The organism is Providencia sp. PROV032 (genome assembly GCF_028484875.1).
GTDB classification, from domain to species: Bacteria; Pseudomonadota; Gammaproteobacteria; order Enterobacterales; family Enterobacteriaceae; genus Providencia; species Providencia rettgeri_E.
In genome coordinates this window covers 62,400-81,468 of the sequence record NZ_JAMPSX010000016.1, presented here as the reverse complement: position 1 = coordinate 81,468, position 19,069 = coordinate 62,400, and the positions used below count along the sequence as shown (strand labels likewise).

Genomic DNA, 19,069 nt, shown 5'->3' with positions numbered 1-19,069 from the left:
TCACTGAACAAGTTTTCTCATATTGTTATTGAGAATATATCCATTGGAAATATAGCCATTGGAAATAGAGCATTGAGAAAACTTGTCCATAAAAATGCGCTAATGTAGGTCGGTTAAGGTAATTAGCCTTGCACCTTGTTCTTGCATTTCGGCTAAGGCGTCTTGGCTGTCATTAGCCGCTAGATTAACACCCCTACACCCATCAACGAGAACATCCACGGTATAGCCTAGTTTTAATCCATCTAGTACAGTAAATTTGACACAATAATCCGTCGCAATTCCCATAATAATTAAATGCGAAATGTGGTGTTCTTGTAGCCATGCATGAAGACGAGTTTGGCTAATTTTATCATTATCGAAAAAAGCACTATAGCTATCAACCTGTGGGTTTTCCCCTTTGGTGAAAATTTCACGAATAAGCGATTGATTTAAATTTGAGTGTAACTCAGCACCGTGTTCACCTTGAACGCAATGAATCGGCCACCAAACTTGTGTAATGCCGTTTAATTCACCGACTTCACCAATTTGCGTGTTTGAATTAGCTGCAAAGCTAAGGTGTGTCGCGGGATGCCAATCTTGACTTGCAATGATGTCTATCTGTTTTTGTTGGCAAATAGCCATCGCTTTATTTGCAACATCAATAACATGTTCGCTTTCATTTACTGCCAATGTCCCGCCAGTGCAAAAGTCGTTTTGTAAATCGACTAACAGTAAAGCTGTTTTCATTGTGTCCTCAGTATGTTATCTATTATTCATCAGCATAGCTCAACTCACCGCGTAAATTATTCTGCATTAGCTCACGGATTAACGCAGGGGTATAATTTTGGCTAAGTAAGTAGTGCAACTTACTTAAGGCGGCTTCAAAAGTCATGTCGTATCCACTGATCACTCCAGCTTCTGCAAGCGCGTGACCTGTGGCATAGCCTTCCATATTAACACGACCAGAAATGCATTGTGTCAGGTTCACCACAATAATTCCCCGATTCGTTGCCTCGCGAAGTATACGGAGTAATTCGGGTTGCTGAGGGGCATTACCGACACCGTAAGAGCGCAATATTAGTGCCTTAACGGGTTGCTGAAGAATATTGCGAACAATCTCAATGGAGAGTCCAGGGTAAAGTGTCACCACGCCGATAGGTTGAGGTGTAATTTGGTGGCTTTTAAATTCACCGATACCAATAGGAGCTGGGCATGTATTAAATGTGCGAATATTGATGCCCGCTTCCATTAGTGGTGAGCAGTTAGGCGAACTAAACGCATCAAAGCCGTCAGCATGGGCTTTAACGGTACGGTTACCGCGATATAATTTATTATTAAAAAATAGTCCGACTTCATTAACGGGGTAGTTTGCCGCTAAATATAATGCATTTAATAGATTCGTCTGCCCATCAGAACGCAATGCTTCCAAGGGAATTTGTGACCCTGTCACTATCACCGGTTTTTTCAAGTTTTCAAACATGAAAGATAACGCGGAAGCAGTAAAAGCCATGGTATCAGTGCCATGTAAAATGACAAACCCATCATAAAGTGGGTAGTTTTCACAAATGTCATCAGCGATAAGCTGCCAATCTTCAGGGGTAATATCAGATGAATCAATCAACGGCTGATGCTCACGGATCGTAAACTCAGGCATTTCTGGGCGGTGAAACTCGGGCATTTGAGCTAACTGAGCTTGTAAATGACCGGAAACCGGCACATATCCCTGTGGTGAATGGCGCATGCCAATTGTTCCGCCAGTATAGACAACATAAATGGATTTTTTCTGCATCTTATTACCTAATTTATCCAACTTATCGAAGGAGAGTGATTATCAGGATTTTGACGTATTTGTTAGCGTATTACTATCGTTAACTTACGAATAATTAGATTGATATGAGGTTATTGATAGGTTTGTGAGAGAAATCCCCTTCATTGGTTATGAAGGGGATTTTGCGATCAATTAATTTCTGCGCAATTTAAGCAAAATGCATAACGGTTTTGCGGGTCATTCATTTTTAAGAAAAATTGAGCTTGCTGGCGGATGTCCGTCGCGACTGCAGGGGGTAAAAATACGTGTAGTACATCTGGCATTACGGCTTGGACGCTAGTTGTTAATTCAAGTAGCAATTGATCCATAAAGGTCAGTTCGGGCTTCATCCAATCTAACTTAACATCAGTGAGTTTAGCGAGCTCAGCGGCTTTATCTACCGCATTATCAAAATCACCTAGCTGGTCGACAAGGCCATTTTTCAATGCATCTTGCCCGATCCACACACGGCCTTGCGCAATTTTATCTATCTCCGCAGGTGTTTTATGGCGAGCTTTAGCGACTAAGCCAATAAATGTTTCATAGCCATTTTCAATGGTGATTTGCATCATGTCTGCAAATTGTGGGCTGATCCCTTTCGTCAACGAAACATCAGCTAATGGTGACGTTGATACACCATCAGTATATACACCAATAGAATCTAAGGATTTTTCAAAGGTATTGATCACGCCAAATATACCAATTGAACCAGTCAATGTGTTTGGACTGGCAATAATATAGTCCGCAGGCGTTGATACCCAGTAACCACCTGATGCCGCCATACCCCCCATAGAAACCACAACAGGTTTGCCCGCTGCATGAGCAGAAGCCAGTTCACTGCGGATCAAATCAGAAGCACTGACGCTTCCACCCGGGCTGTTAACACGTAAGACAATCGCTTTAATATTATCATCAAGGCGAGCATCGCGGATTTGTGCTGCGATGGTATCGCCTCCGGCAATTCCTGCTGTTTGCGGGCCATCCATGATGGCTCCTTGAACAACAATTACAGCGATATTGCCACCTTGACTTGTATTGGTATCTGCTATTTTAGCGGAATAATCATAGATACTAATATTATTGAATTGTTTATCTTCTTTATTCCAACCAAAGTGTTTACTGAGTAAGTCTTCAACTTGTTCGTTGGTATAAAGTTTATCAACCAACTTTTGTTTTAAAGCATACTGCGCGCTATCGCCTTTGACTGATCGTAATTGTTCTAATATAGCATCAGCCCCAGGGAAAATTTGTGCGCTGGTTGTATTACGGTTTTTGGCGATTTCTGCGAGGTAATTGTTCCAAAGGGCATCTAACCACTGTTTATTGGCTAAACGTGCCTCAGGGGACATATCATCACGCATTAACGGCTCAACTGCAGATTTATAAGTACCTACACGGAATATATGGCTACTGACTTTGAGTTTTTCTAATAGTGTCTTGTAATATAGGCCATTAGTTGCAAAACCATACACGCCAACAGCCCCTTGTGGGGTGAGGTAGATATCATCAGCGTAACTAGCAAGGTAGTATTGTGACTGATTATAACTGTTACCGATGGCGTAAACCTGTTTTCCAGAATGTTTAAATTCGTTGATCGCCTTACCGATATAAGCTAATGAGGGCTGATCAGCGCCAACTAAATTATCTAGGCGTAATACCATCCCTGTGATCCGGTCATCATTTGCAGCGGTGCGGATGGTGTCAACGATGTCGAATAGTGAATTTTCTTGCATGCGGCTATTTGAAGTCCCCAGCAGTTCACGACTCATGCGACCAAATGGGTCGGGAGCAGAAACTTGGTCTACAATAACGCCCTGCAAATCTACATATAAAGCACCAAAATAATTTTTTTCGGGTTGAGTATCTGTTTGGTAAAGGGCAATCGACCCAATAACGACAAAAAATAATACTAAGAAAATAGCGTTGAAAACGAATTCCCTAATAAAGTTTAGTGCTCGCCAGCTGATTCTAAAGATGGTAGCGATGATGTCCCATAGTTGACGCATGTTTTCTCCTATCCTGCATATTTTGCACCAAAGGGTGTTGGCTTCATTGGTTTGCCGTTGATTAATGGCACAAACTATTTTTGGATATTACATAAATATTTCTTTCTACAGTTGGACTATTTCCACCTGCAGCACGAATTAACAACAATATACTCAAAAGCAAATCCGTTACCCGATCATCACATCGAACGCTTGATATCTAAGTTATATCAATACAATTAGTTGCAATTGTGGGCTATCTTTATGCATAACAAAATTAAGATACGCACGGTACAATGTTTCAATGATATTTTTCACGTATAACAAATGATACAATTCAATGAATTTATAACGTAATTTTACCTGGCGGATCATTGTTATTGTTGTATTAGTGTAAGCGATTTTCCTTTAAGCTTAAACAATAGATAGCATGGGTATAATTATCTAATTTAATGATTATCATATCAGTTTACTCTTAAACGGAGACAAAAATGGATGCTCTAACCCTTTTGTTGAACCGCCGTTCAGCTTCTAGACTCACAACACCTGCACCGCAAGGCGAAGAACTTAATAACATACTTGCTGCAGGGATGAGAGCACCCGATCACGGTGCGTTAAAACCGTGGCATTTTGTTGTTATGCAAAATGAGGGGATTAAACGCTTCAGTCAGTTATTAGAAAAAGCAGCAATTAAAGGGCAGTTAGGCGCTGAGGTAGAAGAAAAAGCACGTAATGCACCTTTTCGTGCCCCATTAATTATTACGGTGATCGCAAAATTAAAAGATCACCCCAAAGTACCACAATGGGAACAATTAGTTGCTGCGAGTTGTACTGTGCAGGCGATGCAAATGGCTGCGGTAGCTCAGGGTTTTGGCGGTATATGGCGGTCAGGGGCATGGACAGAAGATGCCGTGGTTCGTGCAGGACTAGGTTGTGGAGATAACGACCGTATTGTTGGGTTTCTTTATTTAGGAACACCAGAGCTTAAAGCACCAACAAAAGTACAAACGCCCGACATGACCGGTTTTGTATCTCACTTCTAAAGAGAATAATAATGACTGAAAAAATTAGATTAACGCAATATAGTCATGGCGCAGGCTGTGGCTGTAAAATTGCACCGAAAGTATTAGAACAAATCTTACACACAGAACAAGCAAAATTTCATGATCCCCACTTGTTAGTCGGTAATGAAACGAAAGATGATGCCGCTGTTTATGATTTAGGTAATGGGATTGGCATCATCAGCACAACTGACTTTTTCATGCCGATCGTTGACTCTCCGTTTGAATTCGGCCGTATCGCCGCAACGAATGCGATAAGCGATATTTTTGCAATGGGCGGAAAACCCATCATGGCAATCGCCATTTTAGGCTGGCCTATTGCTAAATTACCGCCAGAAGTGGCTCGAGAAGTGATTGAAGGTGGCCGAGCTGCCTGTGCAGATGCCGGTATTTCATTGGCTGGGGGGCATTCCATTGATGCGCCTGAACCTATTTTTGGGTTAGCGGTAACAGGTGTGGTGAATACTGAATATGTGAAGAAAAATAGTGCGGCGACAGCAGGTTGTGAACTGTTTTTAACTAAGCCTTTAGGGATCGGTGTGTTAACAACCGCAGAGAAAAAAGGCGTGTTAGCACCTGAACACCAGCACCTTGCGTCTGAAACCATGTGCCAAATGAATAAAATAGGCGCTGTCATTGCACCTTTAGAGGGGGTTACTGCGATGACAGATGTGACCGGTTTTGGGTTATTAGGTCATTTAAGTGAGATTTGTGAAGGCTCTAACGTTCGCGCTGAAATTTCCTTCAATAAAGTTCCTAAATTAGCGGATGTCGAAAAATATATTGAAGCCGGCTGTGTTCCCGGCGGAACAACCCGTAACTTCGACAGCTATGGTCATCTTATTGGCCCTATGAATGATATGCAGCGCCAGCTACTGTGTGACCCGCAGACCTCTGGGGGGCTACTCATTGCAGTAAAACCTTCCGAAGTGTCTAAAATTAAAGAGATTGCACAGCAGCAAGGTGTTTTGTTACAGTCTATCGGTAAATTATTACCCCATCAGGATAATGTTCCTTTAGTCGAAGTGATAGATTAATTTATGCGTTTGTTTATTGCGGAAAAACCGAGCCTAGCAAGGGCCATTGCAGATGTATTACCCAAACCTCATAAACGAGGTGATGGTTTTATTCAATGTGGTGATGGCCAAACCGTAACATGGTGTATTGGGCACCTTTTAGAACAGGCTGAGCCGGATGCCTATGAGCCTCGGTACGCACGTTGGAATCTTCAGGATCTGCCAATTATCCCTGATAAATGGCAGTTGAAGCCCCGTTCCGCAGTAACTAAACAATTAAAAACCATTGAAACATTGCTGAGGCAAGCCTCAACCGTCGTTCATGCAGGGGACCCTGATAGAGAAGGTCAATTGCTGGTGGACGAAGTGCTTGATTTTTTAAAGCTCGATCCTGAAAAACGCAAAGAAGTAAAACGTTGTTTAATTAATGACCTTAATCCTCAAGCGGTTGAGCGGGCAATTGACCGTTTAAGAGAAAATCGCGAGTTTATTCCTCTTTGCGTCTCTGCCTTAGCAAGAGCACGAGCAGATTGGCTGTATGGCATCAATATGACTCGGGCTTATACGCTATTAGGCCAACGGGGGGGGTATCAAGGTGTTCTTTCTGTTGGGCGAGTGCAAACGCCAGTTTTGGGGCTAGTCGTCAGGCGAGATGAAGATATCGAAAACTTTGTCCCTAAAGATTATTTCGAGGTAAAAGCTCACATTGTTACGCCAAAGGATGAGCGCTTTGTCGCAATATGGCAGCCGAGCGACTCCTGTATTGATTACCAAGACGAAGAGGGGCGTTTATTCCATCGGCCGCTCGCAGAGCATGTAGTATCACGTATCGAGGGCAAACCTGCCATCGTGACGCAATATCAGGATAAGCGAGAATCTGAAATTGCACCGTTGCCTTTTTCTTTATCATCTTTACAGATTGAAGCCGCTAAAAAGTATGCATTGAGTGCGCAAGAAGTGTTGGATATTTGCCAGCGCTTGTATGAAACGCACAAGTTAATTACGTACCCGCGTTCAGATAGCCGCTATCTGCCTGATGAACATTTTGCAGGGCGGCACAGTGTATTGAATGCAATTGCGGTACATCAACCAGATCTCACTGAATTTGAATTGACAGAGTTGGATAAAAAAAACCGTTGTTGGGACGACAAAAAAGTGGATGCCCACCATGCAATCATTCCAACAGCGAAAACGGCAGCAACAAAGCTAACTGAAAATGAAAGTAAAATTTACCAACTGATTGCACGTCAATATATTATCCAGTTTATGCCTGATGCGGTTTACCGTAAGTGCACGATTGATCTCGAAATTGAAAAGGGTAAATTTATTGCAAAAGCGCGGTTTCTTGCTGAAGCTGGCTGGCGAGTTGTTCTAGGCAATAAAGAGCGTGATGCTGAAAACGATGGTATGCCGCTACCCGTTGTGAGTAAAAATGATGAGCTTTTGTGTGAAAAAGGGGAAGTGGTTGAGCGGCAAACACAGCCCCCACGCCCTTTTACGGATGCGACCTTATTATCCGCGATGACAGGAATTGCGCGTTTTGTGCAAGATAAAGCATTAAAAAAAGTATTGCGAGAAACGGATGGATTAGGCACCGAAGCAACGCGTGCAGGGATCATCGATTTACTTTTCAAACGTCAATTTTTATATAAAAAAGGGCGCTATATCCATTCCTCTCCAGCGGGTAGAGCCCTGATCCATGTCTTACCTGATATGGCGACGTTGCCGGATATGACGGCCCATTGGGAGTCAGTGTTAACCCAAATTAGTGAAAAACAATCCCGCTACGATGACTTTATGCAGCCGCTTAACGAAACCTTGATGCAATTAATTCACCATGCGCGCCAGTTTACAAATTTGAGGGCATTTCGAGAGCTACCGGCCCCATCAGTAAAAACAGGGAAAAAACCAGCAAAAACGGGTAAAAAAACGAAAAAGAAAGAAGATTAGTTGAGTCTGGTAAAACAATAAAAGGCGCGTAAAGCGCCTTTTTGCATTATACCTCGTGAGGAAAATTATTTTGTTAGGTCAAATTCAGACCATACAGGTGCGTGGTCTGACGGTTTTTCCATTCCTCTAATGTCATAATCAATCCCCGTAGCGATACAGCGTTCTGCTAGCTTATTTGATGCAAGCAGTAAGTCGATACGTAAACCTCTGTTATCATCAAAGCCTTTAGAACGGTAGTCAAACCATGAGTAACAATCAGAAACATCAGGGTTTTTTGCACGGTATGTATCAACTAAACCCCAGCCTAATAATTTGGCTAACCACTCACGTTCCTCGGGTAAAAAAGAACATTTCCCGGTTTTTAACCAACGTTTGCGGTTTACATCACCAATACCGATATCAAGATCCGTTGGGCTGATATTCATATCACCCATAATGAGTAACTGTGACTCTGCAGTTTGCGTTGATGTAATATAACTTTGTAAATCTTGATAAAATTTTTCTTTTGCCGGAAATTTAGTGGGGTGGTCACGGCTTTCCCCTTGCGGGAAATAACCATTTACCACAGTCAATGGGCCTCGTTCAGTTTGAATGTCAGCCATGATAATACGACGCTGTGCGTCATCATCGTCAGTAGGGAAGCCTTTACGGACAGCAAGAGGCTCATTTTTAGTCAAAAGCGCAACACCATAATGCGCTTTTTGACCGTGATAAAAAACATGATAGCCGAGCTGACTAACTTCTTCATAAGGAAACATATCATCATGGACTTTTGTTTCTTGTAAGCCAATAACCTCAGGTTGATGTTTTTCTATGATTGCAGCGAGTTGGTGAGGGCGAGCTCGAAGGCCATTGATATTGAACGATATGAATTTCATGGTTTTTTATCACCTAGTTTTATGATTATTATGCTTATTCTACCAGATGGTAGCAATACTGTAACCCCACGAAGCATATTTCAACGATTAGGTTATTTATAAGTGGTTATGATAAAAATAGACATGAGATGACCTATTGTTAATATAGAGTCAAAACTCAGTACATAATATAAATATAATAATATATATAAACAATCAAAAAATATCATAGTTAGTCAAATTTATTCTATGTACTAGAGTTTGATTTCCTATTGAAATTAAATTAATAATTTTAATATTAACTAGTTTTATTTTCATTTAAAGTCAATTGGTTATTTATATTTTAATGTGATTTAATAGTGGAGTCATAAAAAATAATCAATCTAAACAGTATAATATATTGCTTTGTAATGATGGAAATTATAAAAATACTTTTATGAAATATTGTTAATCATTCAATAAAAAATCAAGATTGACTTTTTATTTTATAGATTAATTTATGGGCTAATCAATATAATTATTAATGAGAAAGTTAAGTATGTTGATTAACATTTTAATAAACGGAATGGGGTCATAGATATGTTCTTTTCAAGAAAATTAGAGGCGTTTATGGCGGTTGTTGAGAATGGCTCGTTAAGTAAGGCTGCAAGAGTGATGAACCGTACGACACCTCCCATCGCAAAGTCAATCAAAGACTTTGAGACAAGCCTAGGTAAACGGCTTTTTAAACGAGAAAAATTTGGAATGACATTAACTAAGGATGGCCAAGAACTTTATAATGATCTAAGAGATCTTTATTTACAGGAGAAGGAAATAACGAAAAAACATTTTTCGGGTTATATAATCAATGAAGCTAATATTTATTATGACTGGGGGAAGGAAAATCATTTAATTAATTTATATCAATCAGCACATCAAAATAATGTACAAGTAAATATATTAAGGTTTAATTATGATGAAGTAGATGAAATTGTCGATTATGATGGGAATACACTTATACTTAGTTCAGAACAGGTGGTTAGTGAGCGATTTTCATTACAAAAAATAATAGAAAACTCACCATTAGGTATTTATTGCAGAAAAGAGCTGTATGAAAAATTTAATTATGACCTGGTGACACTATTACAAAAAAGTACATGGTTATGTGATCCTGCATTTTATAAAAGTTCATTGATGAGTGACTTATTGGCAAAAATTGAAACAGTTGATAATAAAACGAGTGTGAGACAAATGGATAATATAGGTTGTTGCCAAAGTTTCATTCAAGAGGGTGATTTCATTGGTATTATAGATCATTATCCAGAGGAAGAGTTGGTTGATAAATCATTGATTTATATATCATTGAACAAAATATTAGGAAAAAGTGTGTGTTATATCTATAAATCAAAATCACACTCAAGTGTGTTAAATCGCTTTATGGGAGTTGTGGATAAACTAGGAGGTGAAACTAATTGATGGTGGTGGGAGAAGGATTCGAACCTTCGAAGTCTGTGACGGCAGATTTACAGTCTGCTCCCTTTGGCCGCTTGGGTATCCCACCAGGTTTTAAATTGCTGTAATCGTTGACAGCGGGCGGCATCATATCAAATGACGCGCCGCTGTAAAGCATTAATTTTCAATAAAATGGTTGGTTGCTGTTTTTTTATTCTTAATGCCTGTTAAATCAACAAATCGTTGTTAAATAAGCCACTATTTTGGCTTATAAAATAATAGTGCGATTACCATATACAAATACACGTTGAGCTAAGACCCAATAGAGTGCATGGCTGAGGACATTTTTTTCGACATCACGCCCTGCACGCATCATATCATCCGCTGTGAATGTATGGTCTATATTAATTACATTCTGTGTAATGATTGGACCTTCATCGAGGTTGTCATTAACAAAGTGCGCAGTGGCTCCAATAATTTTTACGCCACGCTCATAAGCTTGGTGGTAGGGGCGGGCACCAATAAATGCGGGTAAAAATGAGTGATGAATATTGATGATTTGGTTTGGATAATGTTGCACAAATGCAGGTGTTAATACGCGCATATATTTAGCTAATACAACATAGTCAGGCTGATATTGGTCAATCTGCGCTGTCATTTTTTCGTCATGTTGTTCGCGAGTTAGGCCTTCATGACTAATATGGTGGAATGGGATATCAAATTGTTCGACTAAGTTCTTTAGTGTATCGTGGTTCCCAATAACCGCCGCAATTTCAACATCCAACCCATCATAAGCACTTTTCATGAGTAGGTCGCCCAGACAATGAGCTTCTTTTGTTACCATGACGACAATACGGCGTCGACCCGCTGTGTTTAATTCGCGTTGAGACCCAACTGGTAATGCATCATCAAGGTCAGCTAATAATGTCTCATCGTTGAAAATACCTTCTAGCTCAGTTCTCATGAAGAAGCGGCCAGTGTGGTGATCAACGAACTCATTATTTTGTACGATATTGAGTTGATGCTTATAACAAATATTGGTGATTTTCGCGATTAATCCTTTCGCGTCAGGGCAAATTGTCCTGAGAATTTTCTTCTGTACAATTTTGTGTTGCATGAAACAGCCTAATCCTTAACTAACAAAGCGATATAAAAAAGAAAATGACGGGTTGAGTATTACGTGTGCCTTTTTAGACAGACATCAAATAAAGGGTGACTAGTCTGGATGTCCACACTTTTTATATTTTTGACCAGAGCCACAAGGGCACAAATCATTGCGACCAACTTTGGGCGTAATGCCGTCTATATAATACCAACACGAATCCATCTTAATAAAACGTGAACGTTCATGAATAAGCTGCTTATGATCAGCTTTTTCATCAATAAAGCAAGCCGAAAATTCGACATAGGCTTCATTGGATTTTTTGGCATAAGAAGAACTAATAACACGAAGACCAAGCCAGTGTGTCATCGAAAAACTATTTGTAATTTCCTGATACCATTCTTGAGCCTGGCAATCAGGGTGCCATGTTTTAATTAGATAATCGGCATTTTGCTGTACATAAGCGCTATATCTTGAGCGCATAAGCTGCTCTGGCGTCTGTGGGATTGATTTTCCTTGTAAAAAAGGGGCACAACATTGTACAAATTGTGCTTCGTTACCACAGCAACACTTATCTTCTGCTTGTGATTTCATAACACTCCCTATAAAAATAAGTATAAGATTGAAAAGTCACTATACTTAAATGATGATGAATAAATGATTTTATCGTATGAATAATTGTATTGTTAATTAAACTAGGCTCTTGCAGTAGGTATCTTATGAAAAATAGAAAAGTACTCATAATAGAAGACGAAATCACCTTCTGTACAATTTTAAAAAACTACCTAGAAACACTGGGTCTTGAGATCTATACCGCAGATAATGGCCAATTAGCAATAGAGATGTTAACTGAAGAACGCATCAATCCCGATATTATTCTATGCGACCTAAATATGCCAGTTATGGATGGTGAAACGTTTATGCGCGAGCTAGTTGCGCGTAATATTGATATTCCAGTCATTGTGATCACAGCAACAACAGATTTTACGCAGTTAGACCGAATGTTTCGTTTAGGTGCAAAAGATGCTTTGTTAAAACCAATCAAAAATTTAGATGAAGTTAAAGTGACACTCCTTTCGGCACTGTATCCTGAGCAAAATAGCTTCACAGCGCTGAATGGGGAAGACGCTAATCAAATTTCTGTGTTAATGCAAGAACATACGCAAGATATGTTGGCAATATTGAAACAGTTACAACCGCCAGTACATCAAATTATAAATAGTTATCGAATTAACTATCGTCAGCTTAATGAGGCTAATCGCTTTGGCTTATTATTAGACTTAGCGGCTATTTCAGACAGCCAAATAGGGTTTTACTGCATTGATACTGAGCGTTCTTCGCAAGAAGGTATTATGGCTGCATTTTTGATTCGTGTGGTGTTCAACGACCTCTTAAAGAGTGCGGTAAGTTATCCAGACAAAAAACTACCCAATATTGATAGGATCATTAATCAAATAAATTACCTACTGGAAGACTCAGGGTTTAATGGGCAGTTTCCATTATTATTAGGGTATTTTAATACACAAAATAAATCGATTATTATGGCGAGTGCGGGCTTAGAAGCGGAAATAACGACAGAAAATACACATGTTAAGTTACCTAGAAACCTGCCTTTAGGTACGCTAAAATTTTATCAATCTAATCATTTAGAGGTAAAAGGAAATGCTTGGCAGTGCTTAATTCGTAATAATAGTCAGAAAATAAAACTTATGTTTAATCCCGAAACATAATTAATGCCTAAAATGTGTATTCCTGTAATCTAAATAACCCTATTCGGACTCGTCGCTATTTATTCATGAATATTTCCTGATATACTTCTGCGCACTTAAAATGCCTCTTGGTACTTTAGTAAATTTTGAGAGGCTAAGATGATATCTGGAGTGATAAATATGACACAGCGCAAGGTGCGTAAAGCGGTAATTCCTGTTGCGGGTTTAGGAACTCGTATGCTTCCTGCAACAAAAGCTATTCCAAAAGAAATGTTGCCTATAGTTGATAAGCCGCTGATTCAATATGTTGTTAATGAATGTATTGCTGCGGGGATCAATGAAATCGTTTTAGTGACCCATTCATCAAAAAATTCCATTGAAAACCACTTTGACACAAGCTTTGAATTAGAAGCTATTTTGGAGGCGCGTGTTAAACGCCAGCTATTAGATGAAGTTCAATCTATTTGTCCAAGCCACGTAACGATTATGCAAACACGACAAGGAATAGCAAAAGGATTAGGGCATGCTATTTTGTGTGCTAAACCGTTAGTCGGTGAAGAGCCTTTTGCAGTTATTTTGCCTGATGTCATTTTAGACCGCTACAGTACCGATTTAACTAAATTTAACTTGCGAGAAATGCTAGAACAATATGAGTCTACAGGGGCAAGTCAAATTTTAGTTGAGCCAGTCCCAGAGGAAGATGTATCTAGCTATGGTATTGTGGATTGTAATGGCGAGATGTTAGCGCCTGGGGATAGTAAAAGAATTATTCGTATGGTTGAAAAACCAAAACGTGAAGAAGCTCCATCTAATTTATCTATTGTTGGCCGTTATGTTTTATCTGAAAAGATTTGGGACGCATTAGCCAAAACAGCGCCAGGTGCAGGGGATGAAATTCAATTAACTGACGCCATTGCATTAATGATGGAAAATAACGAGCCAGTAGAAGCTTACCACTTATGTGGTAAAAGTCATGACTGTGGAAATAAATTAGGTTATATGAAAGCGTTTGTTGAATATGGAATGCAACATGATGCACTGGGAGATGAGTTCACTCAGTGGTTGAAAAAATTGTCAGTCTCTCTGAATTCAGAAAAATAAAAATTTCACAATGAATTTTTATTAAAGGCTAACTTAATTTGTTAGCCTTTTTTATACGTAAAAAATAGATTATTAACAATAAACATCAGTATTAAGGGGGGAACACTCTGTTTTAGGCTGTTTAATCTACACACTCTATAAGTGTATAGCGTGCAAAAATTAACATATAAGGGGATTGCATAAATAAAATCACTGATAATATTTAAGTTTATCTAATTAAGCTTACATATCTTTACTGCTAATTTTTATTTATCATGATTATTTGGTTGATTGTGTAATACACAGTAGTGGCTTAAACAGCGCTGTTTATTGAGCATGGGTGGTAGCTATGAGCTTTTCGTGGTGAAGGGGGATATAATAGCTAAGCGCTTTTTCTTATTACAGGTTAATATAAAATAATATATATAGGTTTAAATAAAAACACCCTTATAAAAGGGTGTTTAGAATACATGTTAAGGCGATTAGATTAAGAAATCATCTAAAGATTTGCCTTGTTCTTCAATGGCAATTTTGATTACAGCTGGAGTACGGCCTTGGCCTGTCCAAGTTTTGGTTTCGCCATTTTCATCAACATATTTATATTTAGCTGGACGTGCAGCACGTTTAGCACGGGTGCCAGTGCTTTTACCTGAGTCCATTGTTTGCAGAAGGTCATTTAAATCTACGCCTTGCTCAAGGATCATTTCACGAACTTTTTCCAATTTACGGTTACGTTCTTCTAATTCCGCGCGAGCTTGGTTTTCTTCGTCACGACGTTCTTCAACAACGACGGTTAACTTTTCCAGCATTTCTTCTAAAGATTCTAAAGTTACTTCGCGAGCTTGAGCACGAAGAGTACGGATGTTATTTAACGCTTTTAATGATTCGCTCATTTTCCTGGTCTCAAATTATTAGTTGGCATGTGTACAGTAATAATAGAATGCTATTTTAAATTCTGCAATAGCTAAATTACTTCCTTAGTTTAAAAGTAATCTTTAACGATTGCAATTTTTTTACAAAAGAAAAATAAACTTTTCGTAGATATATATATAGCTATTATCAATAACTGAACTAAACGAAAAATAGCAATAAGCTAAAAATTTTAGCGATTAAATTATTCGAAAAAGAAGAGGGGAGTCTCATTTTACTTTTACTCGGAATGAACTGAAGGGATAGATTCCTTAAAATTTCTTTTTTTGATGATGTTTTTTAGGAGAATGTGCTTTAATTGAAACTGTTTATAGTTAATATCAAATTGGTTTTTATTGCATATAAGCTAAGCAATATTTGCAATAAGGTAAGAGCATGGTCGGAAAAAAAGTTAAATTTTCAATAAGTAAAGGACATGCACACCATTATTGTTAATCCTGAAGTCTGTTTTATGGTAAAATTATTCTGTATATTAATTTTGAGGGAACAGCCAAATGGCTCAGCTTTATTTTTATTATTCAGCTATGAATGCGGGAAAATCAACGTCATTATTGCAATCATCGTATAACTATAATGAAAGAGGGATGCGTACGGTTATTTTTACTGCAGAGATAGATAACCGCTTTGAACAAGGCAAAGTCTCATCACGTATCGGTTTATCAGCAGAAGCGTTACTCTACTCAGCGACAACAAATATGGCTGAGCTGATAAAAAAAGAAAATAGCGTACAAAAAGTGCATTGTGTTCTTATTGATGAGTGTCAGTTTCTAACAAAAAAACAAGTTGAAGAATTATGTGACATAGTCGATAACGAGGATATTCCCGTTTTATGTTATGGATTGCGTACTGATTTTGCGGGGCAATTATTTGAAGGTAGCCAATACTTGCTTGCTTGGGCTGATAAGTTAGTCGAGCTAAAAACGGTCTGTTATTGTGGCCGTAAGGCGAGTAAGGTATTACGTATAGGAAGTGATGGGATACCTGTATATAAAGGCTTACAAGTGGATATAGGCGGCAATGAAAAGTATATTTCTGTTTGTCGTAAGCACTATTCAGAAGCAATAAAACAAGCCCAATTGATGAATGAGGGGGTTATACCTAAACAGGCACTTCACTTTCGATAAATCGAAGTAGCTCGGTATAGGGAATTAAATAGCTCTCTGTTATCAACTTATTATGGTCATCTACGGGCTAGACTCAGCGAGTAGAACCGTTGTATATAATATTAATTTTATGTGTCCTTGCAGTAATTCATTTTTTAATAGCTAAACAAAAGGCACTGCAATTATTGCAGTGCCTTTATTTTAAATAATGTGTGAAACATTATTTCTTAGTATTTTTCTTTTCAACTTCTTTTTTTACAGCTGTTTTTTTCTGAGGCGCTTTTTTTTCCTCTTTTTCAATCACGGGTGCGTCTTGATGTTCAACAAACTCGCGACCATAATAAGAATCCAGTAATAATTGTTTAATTTCAGAGATTAAAGGATAACGCGGGTTAGCACCTGTACATTGGTCATCAAATGCATCTTCAGACAGTTTATCCACGCGAGCTAAGAAGTCAGCCTCTGTCACCCCCGTCTCACGGATAGATTTAGGAATACCTAAATCGGCTTTTATTTCCTCCAACCATGCGAGTAATTTTTCAATTTTCTCACCTGTACGATCACCGACTTTAGTGAGCCCTAAGTGATCCGCAATTTCTGCGTATTGGCGGCGTGCATGAGGGCGGTCGTATTGGCTAAATGCAGTTTGTTTTGTTGGGTTATCATTCGCATTAAAACGGATGACGTTACAAATCAACAATGCATTAGCAAGCCCATGAGGGATGTGGAACTCTGAACCAAGTTTATGCGCCATAGAGTGACATACACCAAGGAATGCGTTTGCAAATGCAATACCTGCAAGTGTTGCTCCGTTATGGACACGTTCTCTTGCTACAGGGTTTTTAGCCCCTTCATGATAACTCGCTGGCAAGTAATCTTTTAATAAACTCAGTGCTTTAAGTGCTTGGCCATCAGTAAACTCGTTAGCCAAAACAGAAACATAAGCTTCTAACGCATGGGTGACCGCATCTAAACCACCGAAAGCCGTTAAAGATTTAGGCATATTCATGACTAAGTTCGCATCAACAATTGCCATATTTGGCGTTAAGGCATAGTCTGCTAATGGATATTTTTGGCCTGTTTTATCATCAGTCACTACCGCAAATGGCGTGACTTCAGAACCTGTTCCCGAAGTCGTTGTGATAGCAACTAATTTAGCCTTAACGCCCATTTTAGGGAAGCGGTGGATACGTTTACGTATGTCCATAAAACGTAATGCTAATTCTTCAAAATGCGTTTCTGGGTGTTCGTACATAACCCACATGATTTTAGCCGCATCCATCGGTGAACCACCACCTAACGCAATGATCACATCAGGCTGGAATGCTTGCATTTGGGCTGCACCTTTACGAACAACCGTTAATGTTGGGTCTGCCTCAACTTCAAAGAAAACGTCTGTTTCGATGTGATGTTTTTTGAGAACGCTAACCACTTCATCAACATAACCATTATTGAATAGATAACCATCAGTTACGATAAAAGCGCGTTTAGCACCGTCAGTTGCGATCTCTTCAAGAGCGATAGGGAGGCAACCACGGCGGAAATAGATTGAGTTCGGAAGTTTATGCCACAACATATTTTCAGCTCTCTTCGCCACAGTTTTGGTATTGATTAGGTGTTTTGGACCTACGTTTTCAGAGATGGAGTTACCACCCCAAGAACCACAACCTAGGGTCAGAGAAGGGGCTAATTTAAAGTTGTACAGGTCACCGATACCACCTTGTGACGCAGGTGTATTGATTAAAATACGCGCTGTTTTCATTTTTTGGCCAAAATAGTTAACACGATCATGTTGGTTATCTTGGTCTGTATATAAGCAAGAGGTATGTCCAATCCCCCCCATTTCAACTAATTGTTCTGCTTTTGCAACCGCATCTTCAAAATTCTTACCACGATACATCGCTAATAATGGTGAAAGTTTTTCATGTGCGAATGGTTCTGACTCATCGATGGTTTTGACTTCACCGATTAAGATTTTAGTTGTCTTTGGAACCGTAATACCAGCCATTTCTGCAATTTTATAGGCAGGTTGACCAACAATCGCAGCGTTTAGGTTACCATTTTTTAATATGATATCTTGAACGGCCTTAAGCTCTTTTCCTTGTAGCAGGTAGCCTCCATGGCTTGAAAAACGTTCGCGAACTTGATTATAGATTTCATCTACGACCACAACGGATTGTTCAGATGCACAAATAACGCCGTTGTCGAATGTTTTTGACATCAAGATGGATGCAACGGCACGTTTAATGTCCGCTGTTTCATCAATGACCACTGGGGTATTACCAGCACCAACACCAATTGCAGGCTTACCTGAGCTATAAGCTGCTTTGACCATGCCTGGTCCACCTGTCGCTAGGATCAGGTTAATATCAGGATGGTGCATTAAAGCGTTGGATAGCTCAACAGAAGGGGAATCAATCCAGCCAATAATGTCTTTTGGTGCACCCGCTGCAATAGCGGCATCAAGCACGATTTGTGCCGCGCGGTTAGTTGCATTTTTAGCGCGAGGGTGCGGAGAAAAAATAATCGCGTTGCGTGTTTTTAAACTAATTAGTGACTTAAAAATTGCGGTTGAAGTTGGGTTTGTTGTTGGCACAATACCACAGATAATACCAATCGGCTCAGCGATAGTAATTGTTCCGAATGTTGGGTCTTCAGATAGCGTGCCGCAGGTTTTTTCATCTTTATATGCGTTATAGATATACTCAGAAGCAAAGTGGTTTTTGATCACTTTATCTTCAATAATACCCATTCCAGATTCTTCGACAGCGAGTTTTGCTAGGGGGATACGTGCGTCAGCGGCAGCGAGGGCAGCGGCTCTAAAGATTTCATCAACTTGCTCTTGGGAGAAAGTTGCGAATTCGCGTTGAGCTTTTTTGACACGAGCAACGAGTTCATTGAGTTCGGTAACGTTAGTTACGGACATATAGATTACTCCTGATAAATGTTAAACTTTTTAAGCCAATGAGCAAAATGCATCTATAGAACTAGGGAATGCTTGGAGATGAAAGTATAGATGTTATCTATAATAACGCTGCTCATGATCGCTTATTGGCTTA

General features: G+C 39.3%; 15 protein-coding genes and 1 tRNA gene. 7 read left to right on the top strand and 9 right to left on the bottom strand.

Translation table 11 applies throughout. The features are described 5' to 3' along the window. Positions 1–99: 99 nt before the first annotated feature. From pncA to sppA, 3 genes are all read right to left on the bottom strand, one after another. Positions 100–726: a bifunctional nicotinamidase/pyrazinamidase gene (gene pncA, locus PSF42_RS12045; RefSeq protein WP_125893053.1), complete on the bottom strand. Its 627-nt coding sequence runs from the start codon at positions 724–726 to the stop codon at positions 100–102. 22 nt (positions 727–748) lie between these two features. Beyond that, positions 749–1,768 (bottom strand): asparaginase, encoded by a 1,020-nt coding sequence (gene ansA / locus PSF42_RS12040; protein WP_125893055.1) that lies wholly within the window; start codon positions 1,766–1,768, stop codon positions 749–751. Positions 1,769–1,935: 167 nt separating this feature from the next. Further along, the gene (sppA, locus tag PSF42_RS12035) at positions 1,936–3,792 is read right to left on the bottom strand and encodes a signal peptide peptidase SppA (RefSeq protein WP_125893058.1); all 1,857 of its coding nucleotides are present in this window, start codon (positions 3,790–3,792) and stop codon (positions 1,936–1,938) included. 470 nt (positions 3,793–4,262) lie between these two features. Here sppA and PSF42_RS12030 point away from each other — a divergent pair, with 470 nt between their 5' ends. Genes PSF42_RS12030 through PSF42_RS12020 form a run of 3 tightly spaced genes read left to right on the top strand, consistent with a single transcriptional unit; the run spans position 4,263 to position 7,798 of the window. Then, a complete protein-coding gene (locus tag PSF42_RS12030; RefSeq protein WP_125893060.1) occupies positions 4,263–4,814 on the top strand; it encodes an NAD(P)H nitroreductase in 552 nt (183 codons plus the stop codon). 11 nt (positions 4,815–4,825) lie between these two features. Next, positions 4,826–5,869: a selenide, water dikinase SelD gene (gene selD, locus PSF42_RS12025; protein ID WP_125893062.1), complete on the top strand. Its 1,044-nt coding sequence runs from the start codon at positions 4,826–4,828 to the stop codon at positions 5,867–5,869. Positions 5,870–5,872: 3 nt separating this feature from the next. Next, positions 5,873–7,798, top strand: coding sequence for a DNA topoisomerase III (locus tag PSF42_RS12020; protein WP_272680070.1), 1,926 nt, complete (start codon positions 5,873–5,875; stop codon positions 7,796–7,798). A gap of 65 nt (positions 7,799–7,863) precedes the next feature. Here the strand turns inward: PSF42_RS12020 and xthA are convergent, their stop codons facing one another. Next, on the bottom strand, positions 7,864–8,676 hold the full coding sequence (xthA, locus tag PSF42_RS12015) for an exodeoxyribonuclease III (protein WP_125893066.1): 813 nt from the start codon (positions 8,674–8,676) through the stop codon (positions 7,864–7,866). A 558-nt stretch (positions 8,677–9,234) separates the two neighbouring features. Between xthA and PSF42_RS12010 the strand changes: the two genes are divergently transcribed. Then, positions 9,235–10,110, top strand: coding sequence for a LysR family transcriptional regulator (locus PSF42_RS12010; RefSeq protein ID WP_125893068.1), 876 nt, complete (start codon positions 9,235–9,237; stop codon positions 10,108–10,110). Here the strand turns inward: PSF42_RS12010 and PSF42_RS12005 are convergent. The 3 genes from PSF42_RS12005 to PSF42_RS11995 form a co-directional block, all read right to left on the bottom strand. Then, positions 10,111–10,195, bottom strand: a tRNA-Tyr gene (locus tag PSF42_RS12005). It lies immediately after the preceding gene. A 159-nt stretch (positions 10,196–10,354) separates the two neighbouring features. Continuing rightward, positions 10,355–11,203, bottom strand: a complete 849-nt coding sequence (purU, locus tag PSF42_RS12000) for a formyltetrahydrofolate deformylase (protein ID WP_102138653.1) — start codon at positions 11,201–11,203, stop codon at positions 10,355–10,357. Positions 11,204–11,302: 99 nt separating this feature from the next. Further along, positions 11,303–11,782 carry a YchJ family protein gene (locus PSF42_RS11995; protein ID WP_125893070.1) on the bottom strand — a complete coding sequence of 160 codons (480 nt, stop codon included), beginning with the start codon at positions 11,780–11,782 and terminating at the stop codon, positions 11,303–11,305. 125 nt (positions 11,783–11,907) lie between these two features. Between PSF42_RS11995 and rssB the strand changes: the two genes are divergently transcribed. Further along, positions 11,908–12,918, top strand: a complete 1,011-nt coding sequence (gene rssB, locus PSF42_RS11990; protein WP_272680069.1) for a two-component system response regulator RssB — start codon at positions 11,908–11,910, stop codon at positions 12,916–12,918. Positions 12,919–13,077: 159 nt separating this feature from the next. Then, positions 13,078–13,998, top strand: coding sequence for a UTP--glucose-1-phosphate uridylyltransferase GalU (gene galU, locus PSF42_RS11985; RefSeq protein WP_125893074.1), 921 nt, complete (start codon positions 13,078–13,080; stop codon positions 13,996–13,998). A gap of 461 nt (positions 13,999–14,459) precedes the next feature. On the opposite strand, the gene hns is transcribed toward galU, so the two are convergent. Beyond that, positions 14,460–14,870 (bottom strand): histone-like nucleoid-structuring protein H-NS, encoded by a 411-nt coding sequence (gene hns / locus PSF42_RS11980; protein ID WP_125893077.1) that lies wholly within the window; start codon positions 14,868–14,870, stop codon positions 14,460–14,462. A gap of 531 nt (positions 14,871–15,401) precedes the next feature. Here hns and PSF42_RS11975 point away from each other — a divergent pair. Beyond that, complete coding sequence (locus PSF42_RS11975) at positions 15,402–16,031, top strand: thymidine kinase (RefSeq protein ID WP_125893080.1); 630 nt, start codon at positions 15,402–15,404, stop codon at positions 16,029–16,031. Between the two features lie 199 nt (positions 16,032–16,230). Here the strand turns inward: PSF42_RS11975 and adhE are convergent, their stop codons facing one another. Next, the gene (gene adhE / locus PSF42_RS11970; RefSeq protein ID WP_125893083.1) at positions 16,231–18,936 is read right to left on the bottom strand and encodes a bifunctional acetaldehyde-CoA/alcohol dehydrogenase; all 2,706 of its coding nucleotides are present in this window, start codon (positions 18,934–18,936) and stop codon (positions 16,231–16,233) included. Between the last annotated feature and the right edge of the window lie 133 nt (positions 18,937–19,069).